General features: G+C 68.2%; 19 protein-coding genes. 9 read left to right on the top strand and 10 right to left on the bottom strand.

Annotated features, from left to right (window positions below; all coding sequences use genetic code 11):
* Positions 1-114: 114 nt before the first annotated feature.
* The 5 genes from nirK to AC3RCC_RS14685 all read left to right on the top strand — a co-directional run bounded on the left by nirK (position 115) and on the right by AC3RCC_RS14685 (position 3,813).
* Positions 115-1,245 (top strand): copper-containing nitrite reductase, encoded by a 1,131-nt coding sequence (nirK, locus tag AC3RCC_RS14705; RefSeq protein WP_492255735.1) that lies wholly within the window; start codon positions 115-117, stop codon positions 1,243-1,245.
* A gap of 62 nt (positions 1,246-1,307) precedes the next feature.
* The gene (locus AC3RCC_RS14700; RefSeq protein ID WP_291645533.1) at positions 1,308-2,195 is read left to right on the top strand and encodes an SUMF1/EgtB/PvdO family nonheme iron enzyme; all 888 of its coding nucleotides are present in this window, start codon (positions 1,308-1,310) and stop codon (positions 2,193-2,195) included.
* The gene (locus AC3RCC_RS14695) at positions 2,192-2,743 is read left to right on the top strand and encodes a cytochrome c oxidase subunit 3 family protein (protein WP_492255734.1); all 552 of its coding nucleotides are present in this window, start codon (positions 2,192-2,194) and stop codon (positions 2,741-2,743) included. Before AC3RCC_RS14700 ends, AC3RCC_RS14695 begins: the two co-directional genes overlap by 4 nt.
* Position 2,744: 1 nt before the next feature.
* The gene (locus AC3RCC_RS14690) at positions 2,745-3,008 is read left to right on the top strand and encodes a hypothetical protein (RefSeq protein WP_291645535.1); all 264 of its coding nucleotides are present in this window, start codon (positions 2,745-2,747) and stop codon (positions 3,006-3,008) included.
* Positions 3,009-3,120: 112 nt separating this feature from the next.
* A complete protein-coding gene (locus AC3RCC_RS14685; protein ID WP_492255733.1) occupies positions 3,121-3,813 on the top strand; it encodes a Crp/Fnr family transcriptional regulator in 693 nt (230 codons plus the stop codon).
* 42 nt (positions 3,814-3,855) lie between these two features.
* Here the strand turns inward: AC3RCC_RS14685 and AC3RCC_RS14680 are convergent, their stop codons facing one another.
* The 6 genes from AC3RCC_RS14680 to ubiT form a co-directional block, all read right to left on the bottom strand.
* On the bottom strand, positions 3,856-5,061 hold the full coding sequence (locus tag AC3RCC_RS14680) for an NnrS family protein (protein WP_291645536.1): 1,206 nt from the start codon (positions 5,059-5,061) through the stop codon (positions 3,856-3,858).
* Between the two features lie 93 nt (positions 5,062-5,154).
* On the bottom strand, positions 5,155-5,583 hold the full coding sequence (locus tag AC3RCC_RS14675) for a pseudoazurin (RefSeq protein WP_492255732.1): 429 nt from the start codon (positions 5,581-5,583) through the stop codon (positions 5,155-5,157).
* Between the two features lie 211 nt (positions 5,584-5,794).
* The gene (locus tag AC3RCC_RS14670; RefSeq protein WP_291634779.1) at positions 5,795-6,166 is read right to left on the bottom strand and encodes a hypothetical protein; all 372 of its coding nucleotides are present in this window, start codon (positions 6,164-6,166) and stop codon (positions 5,795-5,797) included.
* Between the two features lie 31 nt (positions 6,167-6,197).
* Complete coding sequence (gene ubiV, locus AC3RCC_RS14665; protein ID WP_492255731.1) at positions 6,198-7,094, bottom strand: ubiquinone anaerobic biosynthesis protein UbiV; 897 nt, start codon at positions 7,092-7,094, stop codon at positions 6,198-6,200.
* Between the two features lie 30 nt (positions 7,095-7,124).
* Positions 7,125-8,102: a ubiquinone anaerobic biosynthesis protein UbiU gene (ubiU, locus tag AC3RCC_RS14660; protein WP_452116110.1), complete on the bottom strand. Its 978-nt coding sequence runs from the start codon at positions 8,100-8,102 to the stop codon at positions 7,125-7,127.
* Positions 8,093-8,656: a ubiquinone anaerobic biosynthesis accessory factor UbiT gene (ubiT, locus tag AC3RCC_RS14655; RefSeq protein WP_492255730.1), complete on the bottom strand. Its 564-nt coding sequence runs from the start codon at positions 8,654-8,656 to the stop codon at positions 8,093-8,095. The genes ubiU and ubiT overlap by 10 nt, the downstream gene beginning before the upstream one ends.
* Before the next feature lie 111 nt (positions 8,657-8,767).
* Between ubiT and AC3RCC_RS14650 the strand changes: the two genes are divergently transcribed.
* Both AC3RCC_RS14650 and AC3RCC_RS14645 read left to right on the top strand, forming a co-directional pair.
* A complete protein-coding gene (locus tag AC3RCC_RS14650) occupies positions 8,768-10,288 on the top strand; it encodes a UbiD family decarboxylase (protein WP_492255729.1) in 1,521 nt (506 codons plus the stop codon).
* The gene (locus AC3RCC_RS14645; protein ID WP_492255728.1) at positions 10,285-10,926 is read left to right on the top strand and encodes a UbiX family flavin prenyltransferase; all 642 of its coding nucleotides are present in this window, start codon (positions 10,285-10,287) and stop codon (positions 10,924-10,926) included. Before AC3RCC_RS14650 ends, AC3RCC_RS14645 begins: the two co-directional genes overlap by 4 nt.
* A gap of 85 nt (positions 10,927-11,011) precedes the next feature.
* On the opposite strand, the gene AC3RCC_RS14640 is transcribed toward AC3RCC_RS14645, so the two are convergent.
* The 3 genes from AC3RCC_RS14640 to AC3RCC_RS14630 are packed head-to-tail and all read right to left on the bottom strand — an operon-like array spanning position 11,012 to position 14,375.
* Positions 11,012-12,643 carry a sulfate adenylyltransferase subunit 1 gene (locus AC3RCC_RS14640; protein ID WP_492255727.1) on the bottom strand — a complete coding sequence of 544 codons (1,632 nt, stop codon included), beginning with the start codon at positions 12,641-12,643 and terminating at the stop codon, positions 11,012-11,014.
* The gene (gene cysD, locus AC3RCC_RS14635) at positions 12,643-13,545 is read right to left on the bottom strand and encodes a sulfate adenylyltransferase subunit CysD (RefSeq protein WP_492255726.1); all 903 of its coding nucleotides are present in this window, start codon (positions 13,543-13,545) and stop codon (positions 12,643-12,645) included. The genes AC3RCC_RS14640 and cysD overlap by 1 nt, the downstream gene beginning before the upstream one ends.
* Positions 13,542-14,375, bottom strand: a complete 834-nt coding sequence (locus AC3RCC_RS14630; protein ID WP_492255725.1) for a phosphoadenylyl-sulfate reductase — start codon at positions 14,373-14,375, stop codon at positions 13,542-13,544. Before AC3RCC_RS14630 ends, cysD begins: the two co-directional genes overlap by 4 nt.
* A 239-nt stretch (positions 14,376-14,614) precedes the next feature.
* Here AC3RCC_RS14630 and AC3RCC_RS14625 point away from each other — a divergent pair, with 239 nt between their 5' ends.
* Positions 14,615-14,800, top strand: a complete 186-nt coding sequence (locus AC3RCC_RS14625; protein ID WP_291634797.1) for a hypothetical protein — start codon at positions 14,615-14,617, stop codon at positions 14,798-14,800.
* A 168-nt stretch (positions 14,801-14,968) separates the two neighbouring features.
* On the opposite strand, the gene AC3RCC_RS14620 is transcribed toward AC3RCC_RS14625, so the two are convergent.
* Positions 14,969-16,306: a M23 family metallopeptidase gene (locus tag AC3RCC_RS14620; RefSeq protein WP_492255724.1), complete on the bottom strand. Its 1,338-nt coding sequence runs from the start codon at positions 16,304-16,306 to the stop codon at positions 14,969-14,971.
* A 271-nt stretch (positions 16,307-16,577) separates the two neighbouring features.
* On the opposite strand from AC3RCC_RS14620, the gene AC3RCC_RS14615 reads away from it, so the two are divergent.
* Positions 16,578-17,381, top strand: coding sequence for a tetratricopeptide repeat protein (locus AC3RCC_RS14615; RefSeq protein ID WP_492255723.1), 804 nt, complete (start codon positions 16,578-16,580; stop codon positions 17,379-17,381).

Here is a 17,381-nt window from a genome sequence, read left to right as displayed (position 1 = left end):
ATGCGCTGAGCGCATGATCGTCAAAAATGTTGCGCTGCGACAAAGAGCGATTCAGCCCTGGTCCTAAAGTCTTCTCAACCGGTCGATGTCCGGCCGTTGGCAAGGAGACAAGCCATGGGCGAAGAGTTCAAACTGACCCGCCGCAGCATTCTGGCGGGAGCGGCGGCCACCGGGGCGATCGTCCAGGCCGCGACTTCCGCTCCGGCGCAGGCCCAGGGCGTGATGACCAAGGCGAGCGCTACCGACGTGGCCAAGCTGCCGCGCGTCAAGCCGAAGCTGGTCGATCCCCCGTTCGTCCACGCGCATGAGCAGATCGCCACCGGCGGTCCGAAGCTCGTCGAGTTCGAGATGACTATCCATGAGAAGAAGATCGTCATCGACGACGCCGGCACCGAGACCTTCGCCTTCACCTTTAACGGTACCGTCCCCGGCCCGCTGATGGTCGTGCATGAAGGCGACTATGTCGAGCTGACGCTGATCAACGCCGAAACCAACGAGCTGATGCACAATATCGACTTCCATTCGTCGACAGGTGCGCTCGGCGGCGGCGGGCTGACCGAGGTCAACCCGGGCGAGAAGGTCGTGTTGCGCTGGAAGGCCACCCGGCCGGGCGTCTTCGTCTACCACTGCGCCCCTCCGGGCATGGTCCCCTGGCACGTCACCGCCGGCATGAACGGCGCCATCATGGTGCTGCCGCGCGACGGGTTGAAGGACCATCAGGGCAAGGCGCTGAAATACGACAAGGTCTACTATGTCGGCGAGCAGGACTTCTATGTGCCTCGCGACGAGAAGGGCAACTTCAAGCGCTATGCCAGCGTCGGCGAGTCGCATGACGACGTCGTCAAGGCGATGCGTACCCTGACCCCGACCCATGTCGTCTTCAACGGCAAGGTCGGTGCCCTGACCGGCAAGGCGGCCCTGACCGCCAAGGTTGGCGAAACCGTGCTGATCGTCCATTCGCAGGCCAATCGCGACACCCGCCCGCATCTGATCGGCGGCCATGGCGACTATGTCTGGGCGACCGGCAAGTTCCGCAACCCGCCGGAGCGCGACCTTGAGACCTGGTTCATCCCCGGCGGCTGCGCGGGAGCAGCGCTCTACACCTTCCTGCAGCCGGGCATCTACGCCTATGTCAACCACAACCTGATCGAGGCCTTCGAGCTCGGCGCCGCCGGACATTTCAAGGTCGAGGGCGAGTGGAATGACGATCTGATGAAGCAGATCATCGCGCCCGCCGGCATCTGACCGGCCATGCCTCCCCACCTCGTGCGGGGAGGCGCTCTTTCTTTCGGCAACAGGAGGCGATGATGGCCACGACGCTGCGCATGGGACTTCCGGTGCTGACGACCTCGCTCGGACTCCTGTTCATGGCGGGAGCGGCCACGCTGCTGCTGACGGCGCAGCCACGGCCCTCCGTCCCGCTGGTGCCGCTGCCCCAGACGGCGATCGTGCCGCCGATGACTATGATGCACAGGCTCGACGGCGAATATCTGCGCGTCGGGCGGCCGGTCGATGCGCCGCGCGTCGCTGTCACGCTCGACAAGCCGCTGGTGATCATGCGCTACCAGGTCACCGTCGCCGACTATACGCGCTGCGTCGCGGCCGGAGCCTGCAAGCGACTGGACGGCAAGGCAGCGCGCGGCGACCTGCCGGCGACCGGCGTCAGCCATGGCGACGCCAGCGACTATGCCGCCTGGCTGTCGGCTTCGACGGGGCTGAGATGGCGGCTGCCGACAGATCGGGAATGGGCTCACGCGGCCGGCACGCGCTTCATCGACGATGCGCGTGGCTTCGACGGCGACAACGCCAATCCCGCATTGCGCTGGCTCGCCGACTATGACCGCGAGAGCGCCCGCAAGCAGGCGAGCGATCCTGCGCCGCGGCCGGTCGGCAGCTTCGGCGCCAATGAGCACGGCGTCCACGACATGGCCGGCAATGTCTGGGAATGGACCCAGAGCTGCCTGCGCCGCGTCTCGCTCGACGCCGCCGGCAAGACGACCGGCGAGACCACGAATTGCGGAGCCTATGTGGTCGAGGGCCAGCACCGCGCCGTGATGACCTCGTTCATCCGCAATCCCAAGAGCGGCGGCTGCTCGGTCGGCACCCCGCCGGACAATCTCGGCTTCCGCCTGGTCAAGGAGCAGCGCTGGCAGGACCGGGTTCCGGCCGGGCTGCGCAGGCTGCTGCCGGCATGAACGCACACACTCCGCCGGCCAGCCTCACCGTGGGCCAGCCGACCAGCGAAGGCGGCATGGAGCTCCTGCTCTGGATCCTGATCTGGAGCGAGTTCGCCGTCTTCGGCGCGTTTCTCGTCGCCTTCCTGATCCTCGGGCTGATCGATCCGCCGGCACTGGCAAAGCTGCATGGCGCACTCGACCTGCCGCTCGCCGGCGCCGCCACGGCGATACTGCTCACCAGCGGCTTCTTCGCCGCCCGCGCCGCCTTCGGCCGTCGGCCGCGCTGGAACCTGGTCGCCGCCGCGCTCGGCGGGCTCGGCTTCGTCGCGCTCAAGCTCGTCGCCTATAGTCACGAGATCCCCGCCATCACCGCCGTGGAGAGCCGCCTCGTCGAGCTCTATTTCCTGATCACCGGCTTCCATCTCGCCCATGTGCTCTTCGTCGCGCTGATCATGCTCGCCATCGCCTGGCGGCCGATGCCGCGCCGGACCGGGACCATTGCCGCCATCTGGCACGCGATCGACCTGGTCTGGCTCCTGATCCTGCCCATTATCTATCTGGGGTGAGATGTCGTCCCTTCGCGATCTGCCGCTCCCCATCGTGCTCGGCGCCCTGCTTCTGGCGACCGGGCTCGGCCTGCTCGCCAGCCTGCACCTTGCGCCGCTGCCGCGCGGGCTCGCCATCGCCGCATTGAGCCTGGTCAAGGCGGCGCTCCTCGTGATCGGCTTCATGCGGCTGCAGCAGGAAAGCCGGGTGCTCGCCGGAGCGCTCATCGGCTATGCGGCCCTGCTCTGCGCCCTGGCAGGTCTGCGGATCGCCCTTTCCGCGTAGCGCGCGGGCTTGAATGCTGGCAATGGTTGCGCTCAAATCCGGCACCGCCGGCCGGGTCCGGCGGCTTTGTCGCGGGCGAGATGTCCGGCCCGCCAAAAGGAAAGACGATACCGTGGGAATGGACCGCAGCGTCCTGCGCAGCATTCCGCTGTTCGCGGCGATGGGCGACGAACAGCTCGACCGCATGACGGCGCAGGCGAATGCACGCCGGGTCCCTCAGGGCGAATCCGTCTTCGAGCAGGGCGACCCGGCCAAGGCCTTCTACCTCCTGCTGCACGGCCGGCTGAAGGTCACGCAAGTCACCCGCGACGGCCAGCAGATCATCGTGCGCGTCGTGCATCCCGGCGACCTGTTCGGCTTCACCCGGGCCCTCGGCCGCCCCGACTATCCGGGCACGGCGACGGCAGCGGTCGACAGTCTGGTCGCGAGCTGGCCGACCGAGTCCTGGGACGGTTTCGTCGAGAACAATCCGCAGCTCGCGATGAGCGCGATCCGCACCATCGGCCAGCGCCTCGACGAGGCCCATACCCGCATCCGCGAAATGTCGACCGAGGAGGTCGAACGCCGCGTAGCCCATGCGGTGCTGCGACTGGTCGAGCAGGCCGGTATGCGTGTCGAGACCGGGATGCGCGTCGACTTCCCGATCTCGCGCCGCGACATCGCCGAAATGACCGGCACGACGCTGCATACGGTCTCGCGCATTCTAAGCGCCTGGGAGACGCAAGGGCTGGTCGAGGGTGGGCGCCAGCGGCTGGTGGTCTGCGATGCCGCCGCCCTCACCCGGCTGGCCGAGAACGCCGAATAGCGCACCGCCGGAGCGGTACGCCATTCGCAGCCGTCTTGAGAATCAGGCCTGCTGCGCGACGGATGGCGCCTTCGCGCCGAGGCGGGCGCCGGTCAGCACCTGCCAATAGGCCAGCGCGAACACCAGGAACGCCAGCGACCAGGACAACGCCGCGACATGCAGCAACGCGGCCGGGCCATGGCCCAGCGCCGAGCAGATCCGCGCGACCGTGCCGATGACGACAAGGACGTAACAGGCCTGGGTCGCGGCCGTTGCGACGAGCGGCCGGCCAGTATGGCCGAGGCTGGCCCGCGACATCACCGCGAGGGTCATGGTGCCGAAGGCGCCGGCAGTCCAGGCATGAAGGCCGGCGCCGGTGCTGACGAAGCCGAAACTCGCAGCCGCCGTCAGGGCGAAGCCGACAGGCACGAAGAGATAGCCGACATGCAGGATGATCAGCAGCGGATTGCGCCAGCAGCGGTCGCCGGCCCAGCGCGCCAATCTGACGAGATTGAGCAAGGCGGCGATCCCGAGCACGAGGCCGCTCGCCGGAGAGTCCGGCAGCGCGACCCATAGCACCAGAGCGATGGCGCTGGCGGCCAGCACGAGCTTGTCGAAACCGGCGAAGGGCACGGGCAGGCGCCCCGCGCCGCGCTGCGCCAGCCAGTTGCGCGTGAAGCTCGGCACGATCCGGCCGGCGATCAGCAGGACCAGCATCAGGACGACGGCGATGGCGAACCGCCGGGAGATTTCGGCGCCTCCGGTCAGGCCGGCCTCGAGATGGAAGGCGAGATTGGCGGCGAGCAGCAGGCAGACCAGCACGACGACCTTGAGATTGCGCCAGTTGCGGCCGGCCAGAATCTCGCGCGCGGCCGCCGCCGCGAGCAGCAGCAGGAAAAGCGCGTCGACCGCCATGGCCAGGCGCCAGCCGATCCAGGCCGAGGCCGAGACGGCGATACGGCCGGCGAGCCAGGCGAGGACGAGGACGAGCAAGGGCGTGCCCTGAACCGGAAGCCGGCCGGTCCAGTTCGGGATCGCGGTCAGCAGGAAGCCGGCGATCGCAGCGGCCTGATAGCCGAACAGCATTTCATGGATATGCCAGTCGATCGGCCCGAACGCCGTCGGAACGGTGAGATGCCCGGTGACGAAGGGCAGCCAGACCAGGATCGTCAGCCCGGCCTGCAGCGCCGCGAGCAGAAAGAACGGACGAAAGCCATAAGAGAGCAGAGCGGGCCCCTCATAGGAGCGCAGTCGCGGAATGGGCGCCATGATGGTTCTCCCAGCGGCAACAGGCGCGGCCGGCCGGCCGCGCCTTCTCTTCACGAGCCTGATGATGGTCGGCGGCGCATCTGCGCGGCCGGCTCACTTCGCTTTGGCCACCAGATCGGCGAAGATCGCCTTGGCCTTGCCCGGGTGCTTGGCCGCCGCGGCCGCATCGAGATTGGTCGGGTCGCCGACCACGACCAGCGCGACCATGCCCATGCCGTAATGCGGCTTGCACTTGATGCCGTAGACACCGGGCTCCTTGAAAATGATGTCGACCTGCTCGTTCAGCTTGCCGATGAAGGGCGCCGCGCCGGCCGGCATCATCTCGGGGATGCTCTCGGCATTGTGGCTCTTGTCGGTCGGCAGGAATTTCACCGTGTCGCCGGGCGCGATCTTGATCAGCGCCGGCTCGAACACCATGGCTCCGGCAGCGCCCTTGTTGAGCATCTTGACCTCGACTTCCGCCGCATTCGCGCCGGCCGCGGCCAGGGTCATCAACGCGCCGGCCAGAATCATCTTGAACATCTTTTTTCTCCTTCAGCGCAGCGGGTTCGTCAGCCCCTCGCTGCACCGCAACATTAGCTGCGGCGGCGCGATGCACTTTGCGAAATGGCAAACATCGCGAAGATTGGCCGCGGCCTGCCCCTGCAGCGGCGGACGTGTCTCCGGAACCGCGCCCAGACGGCCGGAATTTCGCATCCGTGGAATCGCTTGGGGAGGAAACCTGAAGCGCGATCTAAAGCTCGCGCAGCGCCGCCGCGCCCGCCTGGGCGCTGCGGCCAATCTCGGCGAAGAGCAGAGCCAGCTCCTCGAAAACGCTGCGGTCGTTCTCCGCCTCGGTCAGCGAGTCGAGATCGGATAGGAAGCCGAGCAGCGCTGCGATCCGCTCCTTGTGATCGCGCGCCTTGGCGAGCTGCCGGCGGGATTCGCGCCGGCGTTCGAGCTGGTCGAACCGCTCGAGCGCGCCGTCGAGCCGCTCGCGGCAGGCGCAGTCGAGGTCCTCCGGCCGCAGCACCCGGCGCAACCGGTCGATCAGCTCGCTCGCGGGGGTCGCCCGGCTGGTCGGCTCGAAGCCGGGACGCGCTGCTCCGCCTTGGCCGCCGTTCATGCCCGCCTCCTTTTCCGCCCTCACCGGCGGTTCAGATGCCCGTTCCGACCCGAAGATGCCCGGGAACCGCATGCAGGAACCCATTCGCCAAGGGCACCTCGGGATAGAGCTCGGCGAGACGCTGCTCGCCCTCCTCGCCAGCAAGGCGACCATCGGCGACATCGCGGAACAGCCTGGCGACCGCGACCATGTCGCAAGCCTGCGGCGAGAGACGCAAGGAGGCGACGCCGGCATCGCGCAGCGCCGGAATGTCGCGCAGCAGGCTGGCGCAGCCATGCGAGAGCGTCTGCACCCCGTTCACCGAGAGGAACCCGGTACCGTCGAGCGTCTTGACCGGCATGCCGTCCGGATCGAGCTCGCAGACGAAACGACAATTATCCTTGGTCAGCTTGTGGGCGCGGGCATGATAGCAGCGCGCCGATATCGCCAGCGGCACCTTGCCGAAGGCGAAGACCTCGATCGCCAGCTGCGGCAGGGAAGCGGCGATGGTCGCGATCGCCGGCAGCGGCAGTTCCGGCGGCAGGCAGATCCGGCTCGCGCCGCACTCAGCCAGGAAGCCCGCCGTGCCCTCATTGTAGACGTTTACGTACGGACCGACGGCGAAGGGCCGGCCGCTCAGCGAGGCGAGGCAGGTCAGGTCGTTGATCTCGACCATGCTGCCCTCGGCCTGCATCAGCTCGCGGCTCTGGCGGCGCTCGCGCGGCAGCGAGACCAGGATCAGCGAGGCCGGCAGGACCTGCTTGCCCGCCGCCTCGAGCCGCTCGATCACGTCGGGCAGAAGATCCTGCTTGAACGGCGCCCGCTTGGAGCAGACGACCTCGCCGACCACGACGGTCTCGACCGGCGCCTCGTCGGCGATGCGATAATAGAAATCGCGCCATTGCTCCGGCGACCAATGATAGAGCACGGGGCCGAGAGTGAGTTGCATCGGCAATTTCCTTGATCGAGGACGAGCTGGCTAACGCCAGGCCTTGCGATAGGCCCCGACCGTGTTGGCCTGACCCTCCGACATGGCGACGAGCCCCGTCATCGGCGCGCTGCGGCCCTGGTCGAGGGCGGCGAGAATATCGCGGAAGGAGCGGACCACGCCGGCGATGTAGGCCCGCCCGCGCTGGCGCCCCTCGATCTTGAACGCCGTCACGCCGGCATCGCGCAGCGCCGGCAGCAGGACGCCGGCATCGAGACTGACCGGCTCCTCGAAGATGTAGCCGGTGCTCCTGGGCGTGACGAAGCGGCCCTTGCACAGGGTCGGGTAGCCGGCGGGCTCCCCCCTTTCGAAGGCGTTGATGGTGAAGCCACCGAGCTTGGAGACGATGCGGCCATCCTGCTCCGCATAGGCGACATCGCCGGCGGGCGAGCAGACGCCGTGCATGTTCGGCGATTTTCCGGTGGCGTAGGAGGAGAGCGAGCAGCGCCCCTCCTCCATCACGCAGAGGCCGCCGAAGACGAAGACCTCGGTCTCGCAGGCGGTCTCGCGGACGATCGAGGCGATCTCCATCACGCCGAGCACGCGCGGCAGCACCACGCGCTGCACCCCGAAACGCTCGGTATAGAAGCGGATCGCGTCGGGATTGGCCGCAGCTGCCTGTACCGAGACATGCAGGCGCTGGCCGGGATGGCGACGTGCGGCATAGGCGAGCGTTGCGAGATCGGCGAGGATGAGGGCATCGGCGCCGGCCGCGACGGCATCGTCGATCGCCGATTGCCAGAGATGGAAGGCACCGGCCCGTGCGAAAGTGTTGATCGCGACCAGCACCTTGACGCCGTGGCGATGCGCGAATGCGATGCCTCTTCGCAGCTCGTCGCGCGAAAAATTCAGGCCGGGAAAGTTGCGGGCATTGGTCTCGTCGCGAAAGCCGCAATAGACCGCATCCGCGCCAGCCTCGACAGCGGCCTCGAGGCTCGCCGGGGTGCCGGCCGGGCAGATCAGTTCCAAGACGAACCTCCGGATATGGCAGATGCGGGGCGCGACTGGCCGGTCTGACGACGCAGCATCTCTGCGACGCGGGTGCCGAGCGGGCCGAGACAGCCGAGCAGGATGACGCCGAAATCGAGCCGGGCATCGTCGAGCGCGTTGCGCAAAGCGAGCGTCGCCTCCATGTCGCCCTCGATCGACAGCGTCCGCGAGAAGAACAGCGCATCGCCGTCGAGCCGGCCCTCGGCCATGCCGATCAGGCCGGACAGCGGTCCGCGAATGCGGACGTCGAGCCCGGGCGGCAGCCGCCGCACCACGCGCGCCTGCGGGCGTTCCGGCCGCGGCTCCAGCACGAAGGCGAAAGGCAGATCGGTCGGTGCGATGCCGAAACGCTTCTCGGCGTGCTCGCCGAGGCGGCCATAGAGATCGGGGTGGAGGCGACCGATGCGCGACAGCGTCAGCGTCAGCAGCGGCTGCAGCGGCCCAAGCGGCAGCGGTGCCATGGCGTGGGTGAGCCAAGGCGGCAGGACGGGGGGTCCAGGCGGTGCTGCATTCGGCGTTGCGCTGTTCGGCATCGGTCTCCTCCGGCCCGCAAGATCGCGGCAGAGACGCTCCCGATCGTTGCGCCATCGCAAAGACGGCGAGGAATGCGAGGGAGCAAGGTGCGGCAACCGGAGCCCCTGCCCTTGCCGATCCGCGAACTGCCCCGCTTCCGCGACCTCAGCGCCTTCCTCGCCCATCTCGATGACGCCGGTCAGTTGCGGCGGATCGCCGAGCCGATCAGCGTCGTGCACGAGATCACCGAGATCCATCGCCGCGTCATCGCGCAGGAAGGGCCGGCCCTGCTGTTCGAGCGCCCGGTACGGCCCGACGGCACGGTCTCGCCCATCCCGCTGCTGACCAATCTGTTCGGCACGGTCGAGCGGGTCGCCTGGGGGCTCGGCCGCACGCGCGAGCAACTGCCCGCCCTCGGCCGAACGCTCGCCGAGTTGCGCGAGCCGCGCCCACCCCGCGGCCTCGCCGAAGCCTGGAAGGCCCTGCCGCTGGCGCGCGCGGCACTGTCCATGCGCCCGCGCGGCGAGAGCCGGGCACCGGTGCAGGAGCAGGTGTTCCGGGGCTACGACATCGACCTGACGGCTCTTCCCGTGCAGACCTGCTGGCCGGGCGAGCCCGCCCCGCTGATCACCTGGCCGCTGGTCATCACCGCGCCGCCCGAGCCGACGCCCGAGGACGAGTGCAATCTCGGCGTCTATCGCATGCAGGTGCTGGGCAAGGACCGCGCCATCCTGCGCTGGCTCGCCCATCGCGGCGGCGCCCGCCATCATGCGCAATGGCGAAGACTCGGCCGTGACATGCCGGTCGCGGTGGTGATCGGCGCCGACCCGGCGACGATCCTTTCCGCCGTGCTGCCGCTGCCGGAAACCGTTTCGGAAATGCGCTTTTCCGGCCTGCTGCGCGGCGAACGGCCGGCCCTCACGAATTGCGTCAGCGTGCCGCTCGCTGTGCCGGCTGCGGCCGAGATCGTCATCGAGGGGCTGGTCTCGCCCGACGAGACCGCGCCGGAAGGGCCCTTCGGCGACCATACCGGTTACTACAACGCGGTCGAGCCGTTCCCGGTGATGCGGGTCACCGCGGTGACGATGCGCCGGACCCCACTCTATCTCTCGACCTTCACGGGGCGTGCGCCGGACGAGCCCTCGCGCATCGGCGAGGCGCTGAACACACTGTTCCTGCCCCTGCTGCAGCGGCAGTTCCCGGAAGTGGTGGATTTCTGGCTGCCGCCGGAAGCCTGCTCCTACCGGATCGCGGTTGTCGCCATGGCCAAGCGCTATCCCGGCCAGGCGCGCCGACTGATGCTCGGCCTGTGGTCGATGCTGCCGCAGTTCAGCTACACCAAGCTGATCATCGTCGTCGACGCCGACATCGACCCGCGCGACTGGGCGCAGGTGATGTGGGCTGTCGCGACCCGCTCCGACGCCAGCCGCGACCTCGTGACGATCGCCGACACACCGATCGACTATCTCGACTTCGCCTCGCCCAAGCCGGGCCTCGGCGGCAAGCTCGGCATCGACGCCACCAACAAGCTACCACCCGAGACCGAGCGCGAATGGGGCGCGCCGATGGCGATGGATCCTGAAGTCAGCGCCCGCATCGACGCGCTCTGGCCCTCGCTCGGCCTCGCAACGCCACCTGGAGCCTCCCCATGAACCCGCTTCCGCCCCCTGCCGCCTCGCGCCGACCGCTGCGCGTCATAGTCGGGCTGAGCGGCGCATCCGGCGCAGCGATCGGGCTGCGCGTGCTCGAGCGGATCGCGGCCTCGGGCCGGGTCGAGACCCATCTCGTGATCTCGCGTGCGGCCGAGCGCACACTTGCCACCGAGGTCGGCCCCGACGCGCTGGCGCGGGCGCTCGCCCTGGCGAACGTCCATCACGACCATTGCGATATCGGCGCCTCGATCGCCAGCGGCTCCTTCCCGGTGGCGGGGATGATCGTCGCTCCCTGCTCGATGCACACGCTCTGCGCCATCGCCTATGGCCAGCTCGGCAATTTGCTGGTGCGCGCCGCCGATGTACAGCTCAAGGAGCGCCGCCGCCTCGTCCTGATCGCAAGGGAGAGCCCGCTGCATCTCGGCCATCTGCGCGCCATGGCGCAGGTCACCGAATATGGCGCCATCGTCGCGCCGCCGGTACCGGCCTTCTATCTGCGCCCGCCGGACATCGCCGCGATCATCGACCAGATCGCGCTGCGCGCCATCGGCCTGCTCGGCCTCGGCCTCGACGAGATCGCCCCCCTTGCCTGGGAGGGCGAGCCGGCACTGGAGAACTGCGTATCCACCGGCGCATAGCGCCTGCCGACCCTTGTGAAGATCGCCTCGTCATCGCGGCCGCGCCGCCGCCATGCTGCTGCTATCGCACGGAAGCGGGCCGAACTTAGATCCCCGCTCCATCCTGCAAGGCCCCGGCATCGTCCCGGCGCCAGAGCCGCTCATGCACCCTGTGCGCCAGGGGCCGCAGCACGAAATCGCCGATAGCGAGCGTCGCTGCGAGGCCCTCGGACGCGCCGAGCGCGATCGTCGCCCCGGCCAGCATCAGGCTCGACCCCGCACGCCAGCTCAGTCCGCTGACGAAGGCGCGGCGCCGGGCCGAGCCCGGCCGGCCGAGCTCGCGCACCAGCGCGCGACGCAGGCTCGGCTCCTGTACGGCGATGCCGGCCCCGCGCTGCGTCGACAGACCTTCATCAATGAAACCAAAGGCTACCGTCTGATTGCTCAGCTGTTCAATCAGGATGAAGCCACCGAGTTCGCGGCTCTGCACGTAATCCTGCACAACCAGCGGCCGGTCGAGCCGCAAACTCACCAGGCCGATCGCGTTCATCGGCAGATCGTCGGCCGGCACTTCGGCAAAGCTCTCGACATCGAGCCTGTGCTGCAGCTGCGTGACGCTGGCATTCGCCGTCGCGGTGGCGAGCTTCAGGATGAACTCGCCCCCCTCTCGCAAGGGCGTCTCGCCGGTCCAGAGCAACCGTGCCCGCAAGTCCTGCCGGATGAGCGGCCCATCGGCCAGCGAGGCGATGACGTCGCCGCGCGAGACATCGACCTCATCGGCCAGCGTCACGGTGACGGACTGCCCGGCGCTCGCCTGCGAGACCTCGCCCGAGGGGGCGAATATGCGGGCGATCGTGCTGCGGCGTCCCGTGGGCAGCACCGCCACGCTGTCGCCGGAGCGCAACCGTCCCTGCGCTACCATGCCGGCATAGCCGCGGAAATCGAGATCGGGCCGGTTGACCCATTGCACCGGCAAGGCGAAGCCCGGCGCCTCGGGCGCCTCGCCCGCGAGCGTCACGGCTTCGAGGAAAGGCAACAGCGCCGGCCCGCGATACCAGGGCGTCAGGCGCGAGGCCTGCGTGACATTCTCCCCGTCGCGGGCCGAGACCGGGATGAAGTCGATCGCCGTGAAGCCGAGCCCGGCCGCCATGGCGCGGTAGTCCTGCTCGATCCGGCGGAAGACCGCCTCGTCATAGCCGGCGAGGTCCATCTTGTTCACAGCGACGACGATCCGGCGCACGCCGACCAGCGAGACGATGAAGGAATGGCGCCTTGTCTGCGGCAGCAGCCCCTTGCGGGCGTCGACCAGGATAATGGCGAGATCGGCGGTGGAGGCACCGGTCGCCATGTTGCGGGTGTATTGCTCGTGGCCGGGCGTGTCAGCGACGATGAAGCTGCGCTGCGCCGTCGAGAAATAGCGATAGGCGACGTCGATGGTGATGCCCTGCTCGCGCTCGGCGCTCAGCCCGTCGACCAGCAGCGCGAAATCCGGCGCTTGCCCCTGCGTGCCGAACCTGCGGGAATCGGTATCGAGCGCGGTGAGCTGGTCGTCGAAGACCGCGCCGGCCTCGTAGAGAATGCGGCCGATCAGCGTCGACTTGCCGTCATCGACCGAGCCGCAGGTGATGAAGCGCAGCAGGGCGCGGGCGCTGCCTTCTGCGTTCTGGCCCTCGTCATTGGCCGGGCGGAAGGCGCCCGCGGGCGCCGGCGCGCCTCTTGTTTCGGCGAGCGCGCCCATCAGAAATAGCCTTCCTGCTTCTTCTGCTCCATCGAGCCGGAGCCGTCATGGTCGATGACGCGGCCTTCCCGCTCCGACGATCGGGAAGCGCGCATCTCGGCGATGATGTCGGTCAGGCTCGCCGCCTCGCTCTCGACCGCCCCGGTCAGCGGATAGCAGCCGAGCGTGCGGAAGCGGACCTGCCTGGTCTCGACCATCTCGCCGGGCAAAAGCGCCATGCGCTCATCGTCGCGCATGATCCAGGCGCCGTTCCGGCGCACGACCGGGCGCGGGGCGGCGAAATAGAGCGGCACGACCGGGATATTCTCGAGCGCGATGTAGTCCCAGACATCCTTTTCGGTCCAGTTGGACAGCGGAAAGACGCGAAAGCTCTCGCCTGCCGCCTTGCGCGTATTGAACAGCCGCCAGGGTTCCGGCCGCTGGTTCTTCGGATCCCAGCGATGCTGCGCCGAGCGCAGCGAGAACACCCGTTCCTTAGCCCGGCTCTTCTCCTCGTCGCGGCGGGCGCCGCCGAAGGCGGCATCGAAGCCATGCTTGTCGAGGGCCTGCTTCAGCCCCTGCGTCTTCATCACGTCGGTGTGCAGCCTCGAGCCCGAGCTGAACGGGTTCACCCCGGCGCCTACGCCCTCCTGGTTGATGTGGACGATGAGGTCGAGCCCGAGCCGGCGCGCGGTCTCGTCGCGAAAGGCGATCATCTCGCGGAATTTCCAGGTCGTATCGACATGGAGCAGCGGGAAAGGCGGTTTGCCGGGATGGAAGGCCTTCATCGCAAGGTGCAGCAGGACGGCGGAATCCTTGCCGATCGAATAGAGCAGCACCGGCTTCTCGCAGGTCGCGGCGACCTCGCGGATGATGAAGATCGCCTCGGCTTCGAGCTTTTGCAGATGGCTGAGCTGGATCACGCCGAAACCTCCAGAGCCGGCTTCGCCCGAACGAGCAGTCCATCGGGGCCGACATGCAGTCCGCACTCCTTCGCAGCCTCCTCCTCCCACCACCAGCGCCCCGCCCGCTCCGGCTCGCCCGGACGGACAGCACGCGTGCAGGGCTGGCAGCCGACCGAGAGAAAGCCCCGCTCATGCAGCGGGTTGACCGGGGTTTCGTTCGCCCGCGCAAAGGCCAGAGCCTGCTCGCGTGACCAGTCGAGCAGCGGGTTGAACTTGACGAGGCCGCGCCCGGCATCGGCCTCCGCAAGCGAAACACCGCCGCGCGCCGCCGACTGATCGGCGCGCAATCCGGTGATCCAGGCGGCAGCGCCTTCCAGCGCACGGGCGAGCGGCTCGACCTTGCGTACGCCGCAGCAGGCCTTGCGCGCCGCGATCGAGGCGTAGAAGCCGTTGATGCCATGCTCGCTTACGAAGCCCTCGACCTCGTCATGGCGCGGATAGAACGGCTTGACGGCGAGCCCGTAGCGGGCCTCGGTCTTCGCCCAGAGCGCGTGGACCTCGGCGAAGAGCCGGCCGGTATCGAGCGTGACGATCTCGATCGGCAGCCCCTGCGCCGCGATCAGATGGGTGACGATTTGGTCCTCGAGGCCGAAGCTGGTGGTGAAGACGAGCCGGCCATCGATCTTTGCGCAGAGCCCTGCGAGCCTTGCAGCCGCATCCGCCGTTCCGAACGCCGCGACCAACTCCTCCACTTTCGCGCGCAGCGCTTCCGGCTCGTTCCCGCTTGCCGGAACGCGGCGAGTAGCCGGGATCGCGCTACCGTCATCAGCCTCCGCTAATCGCTTCATCGGGCACTCGAACGTTCTGTAAAACGAACACTTCAATAGCCGCACGCTGCCCAAAGCTCAATTCACGAATGATAGCGTGAAATTTCATATTTTCCCGGCCACGGAGAATTTCTTCCGCCGACCCGCAGCGCCCCGGAGCAGGCGCGTCGGAACCTTCCAGAGGGGGACGGCGTTTTCAAAGACGAAGCGAGCCGGCCGAAAGCCGGCCGGCACATCACAGTGATCGACAGGGGGAAGCCATGAACAAGCCCGCCAGCAAAGCCGTCGAGAGCCTGCGCAAGGAACAGCGCGAGCAGAAGAGGGAAGGCAACGGTTCGGCCGAGAAACGGCTCGACGAAGCGTTGCGCGAGAGTTTCCCGGCCAGCGACCCGGCCGCCCCGGTCTCGCCGACCACGCCCGGCTCCCCGAAGCAGCGGCGCGCCTGATACCGCGCAAATCTTCAGACGGCCGCACCAGGACCGCATTGACGGCCTGCCGATCCGACCGCCGCCCTTCTCTATGAAGTCACTGCGGACGGCGGCGGATTCAATCGGTCCGATGCGATAACACTGAGATAGATCACCGCGACCGCTCCCGAACGGACGCGCGGCGAGCTAGCGGAGGCCGCCGAGCCCGACCGAGAGTTTGTCGCCGGTCTCGATGAATTTGAGCGGATTTTGAGCCTGATCGGAGAGCCGCGTCTCGTAATGCAGATGTGGACCGGTCGAGCGGCCGGTCGAGCCGACACGGCCGATCACCTGTCCGGCGGCGACGAGTTGGCCGACCTTCACGTCGAAGGCGCTGAGATGGGCATAGCGCGTGGTGACGCCATTGCCGTGATCGAGTTCGACGAGATTGCCGTAGCCGCCGGAGACTTCCGCACGCAGCACCTGGCCGGCACCGCCGGCGCGTACCGGCGTGCCGGTCTCGCCGCGGAAATCCATGCCGGCATGCATCGCCGTCTGCCCGGTGAACGGGTCGCTGCGCGGGCCGAAATTGCTGGTCGTGCTGTCGTCGCCTTCGAGCGGCCGCTGGAACGGAACGATGCTGGCGAGGTCGCGCCAGCGGCCATAAACCGAAAGCGCCTGGTTGAGCTGCATCAGCGCGTGCTCGAAGCTGCCCGCCTTGATCGAGGCCGAGAGCGGCACCAGTGGCCCGCCCATGCCGGCGCGCGCCGCCGGCAGCTTGACCCTTGCCGGATCGAGCCCGACCTCGCCCAACGCCGCCCTGACCTCCTGCACCCGGCCGACGAATTGCCGCCCGAGCCCGGCGATCTGCTGCGACTGGCCGGTCTCGACCCGGTCGAGTGATTGGCCGAGCAGCGCGATGCGCTCTTCCAGCGGCAGAGGCTCGCTCGCCTTGACCTGCGCCGAGACCTGACGCCGCTGCTGCGCCAATACGGCCGGATTGATCTTTTCGATGATGTTGACCGCACCGGCAAATTGATTGCCGCCCGGAGCCTGCGCCCCGCCTTGGGGCAGAACCGGCCCGACGGCCTGCCCGGCCAGTGCCCCCAAAAGTGCCTGGCGCGCCTCGAGCTCGATCTGCCGGGTGATCAGATCGGCGAGATGGTCCTGCGCCCCTCTCGCGCCGGCGGAGAGCGACTGGCCCGGCTGTGCCGGCGCGCCCGGCGTCGTGCCCTGGGCGATGATCGCACTGACCAGACGGCGCTGCAGCGCCTTCAGTTTCTCGTCATAGCTGCTTTGCAGCAGGGCCTGCTCCTGCTCCAGCACGGCGAGACGCCCCTTCTCCCGATAGAGCTGATAGCCGGTCACGCCGGCGGCAAGACAAGCCGCGGCGGCGATGCACCAGGGCCAGGGGCTGCTGCCGCGCGGCGCACCAGTCCGACCAGAGCCGCGCAAGCGCCGCTGCGGTGCGCGCTCTGTCTCGCTCGACGCCGTGGCGGCAGGAGCTGCCGCCTCGCCACGCCGCTTCAGGCGAACTGGTTGCATCGTCCCCGTCCGGATCGGCGGCCGGAGCAAGCCTGCCGATTTGATGATAGCGCATATGGGGCTTGGCCGCGACGAATCCTGCGCTAATCTGAGGCGGTAGCCTGGCATCCCGCCCCCGATCGCCCGTTCCGGGGATACGGCATCGACCGCCCTGGCGCAGCTTCGACGCCCTGGCGACGACCGCATCCGCCGTCTTGAGGCTGAACGTCGGCGCGAGCGAAGCGGGTCTCGCCGTTCGCAGGCTGCGGCGAGCGGCGGCAAGGAGCGGTCCATGGCGGATGTCGCGATCCATCTCTACGACATGTCCGATGTCGGCTTCGCCAAGCTCTACAAGCAGAACCTGCCATCACCGGATCGTCTGCCGACGGGTGCGGTCGGCGCCTATGCGACGAGCACGGCAGCGCAGATCGTCGGCGCCATTCGCAAGGTGGCCGACGGCGACCGGATCAAGGTGATGCGCATCGTCGCGCACGGCAACAGCGGCACCTTCTACTTTCCGCATCTGCGCAATTACGACAGTTGCTCGCAAACCTATGGCGACATCCCGAAGGACAAGCTCTGGGCTCCGCTGGCACGGCTCGAACTGCATGGCTGCGGGCTCGCCAGCGAAACCAGCGTGCTGCGGCCGGGAGCCGATCCCGCCAGCGTCAGCATCTCCGACATCATTCCGGGGACCTTCACCGGCGATGCCGACGGCTATGGGCTCTGGCTGCTGAGGCGCATCGCCTCGCTGTTCAATGTGCCGACGACGGCAGCGGTCAACGCGCAGTCCGTCGGCATGTCGGGCTGGGGCTATGAGGGGCGGACCGTCACGGTCCAGCCGAACGGCAAATTCCTGCTCCAGGACGAGAACACCCGGACCTGGGACTTCGCCGCCCAGGAGCGCTCGGCCGAGGCCTACAAGAACCGCATCATCCAGGGCTATGTGTATCGCGGGCAGTACGATGCGGCGGTCAGGCAGTTTCGCGATCTGATCAGGGTCTTTCCGAACACCAAGACGGCCGCCTGGGCCCAGAACAACCTGACAGTCGCGGCGATGAAGAAGATCGACGACGCCGCGATGCGGCCGGACTAG

Source organism: Allobosea sp. GW823-FHT01F03 (assembly GCF_058798075.1).
Note: the sequence above shows the minus strand (reverse complement) of the source record. Positions and strands in the feature narration are given on the sequence as shown.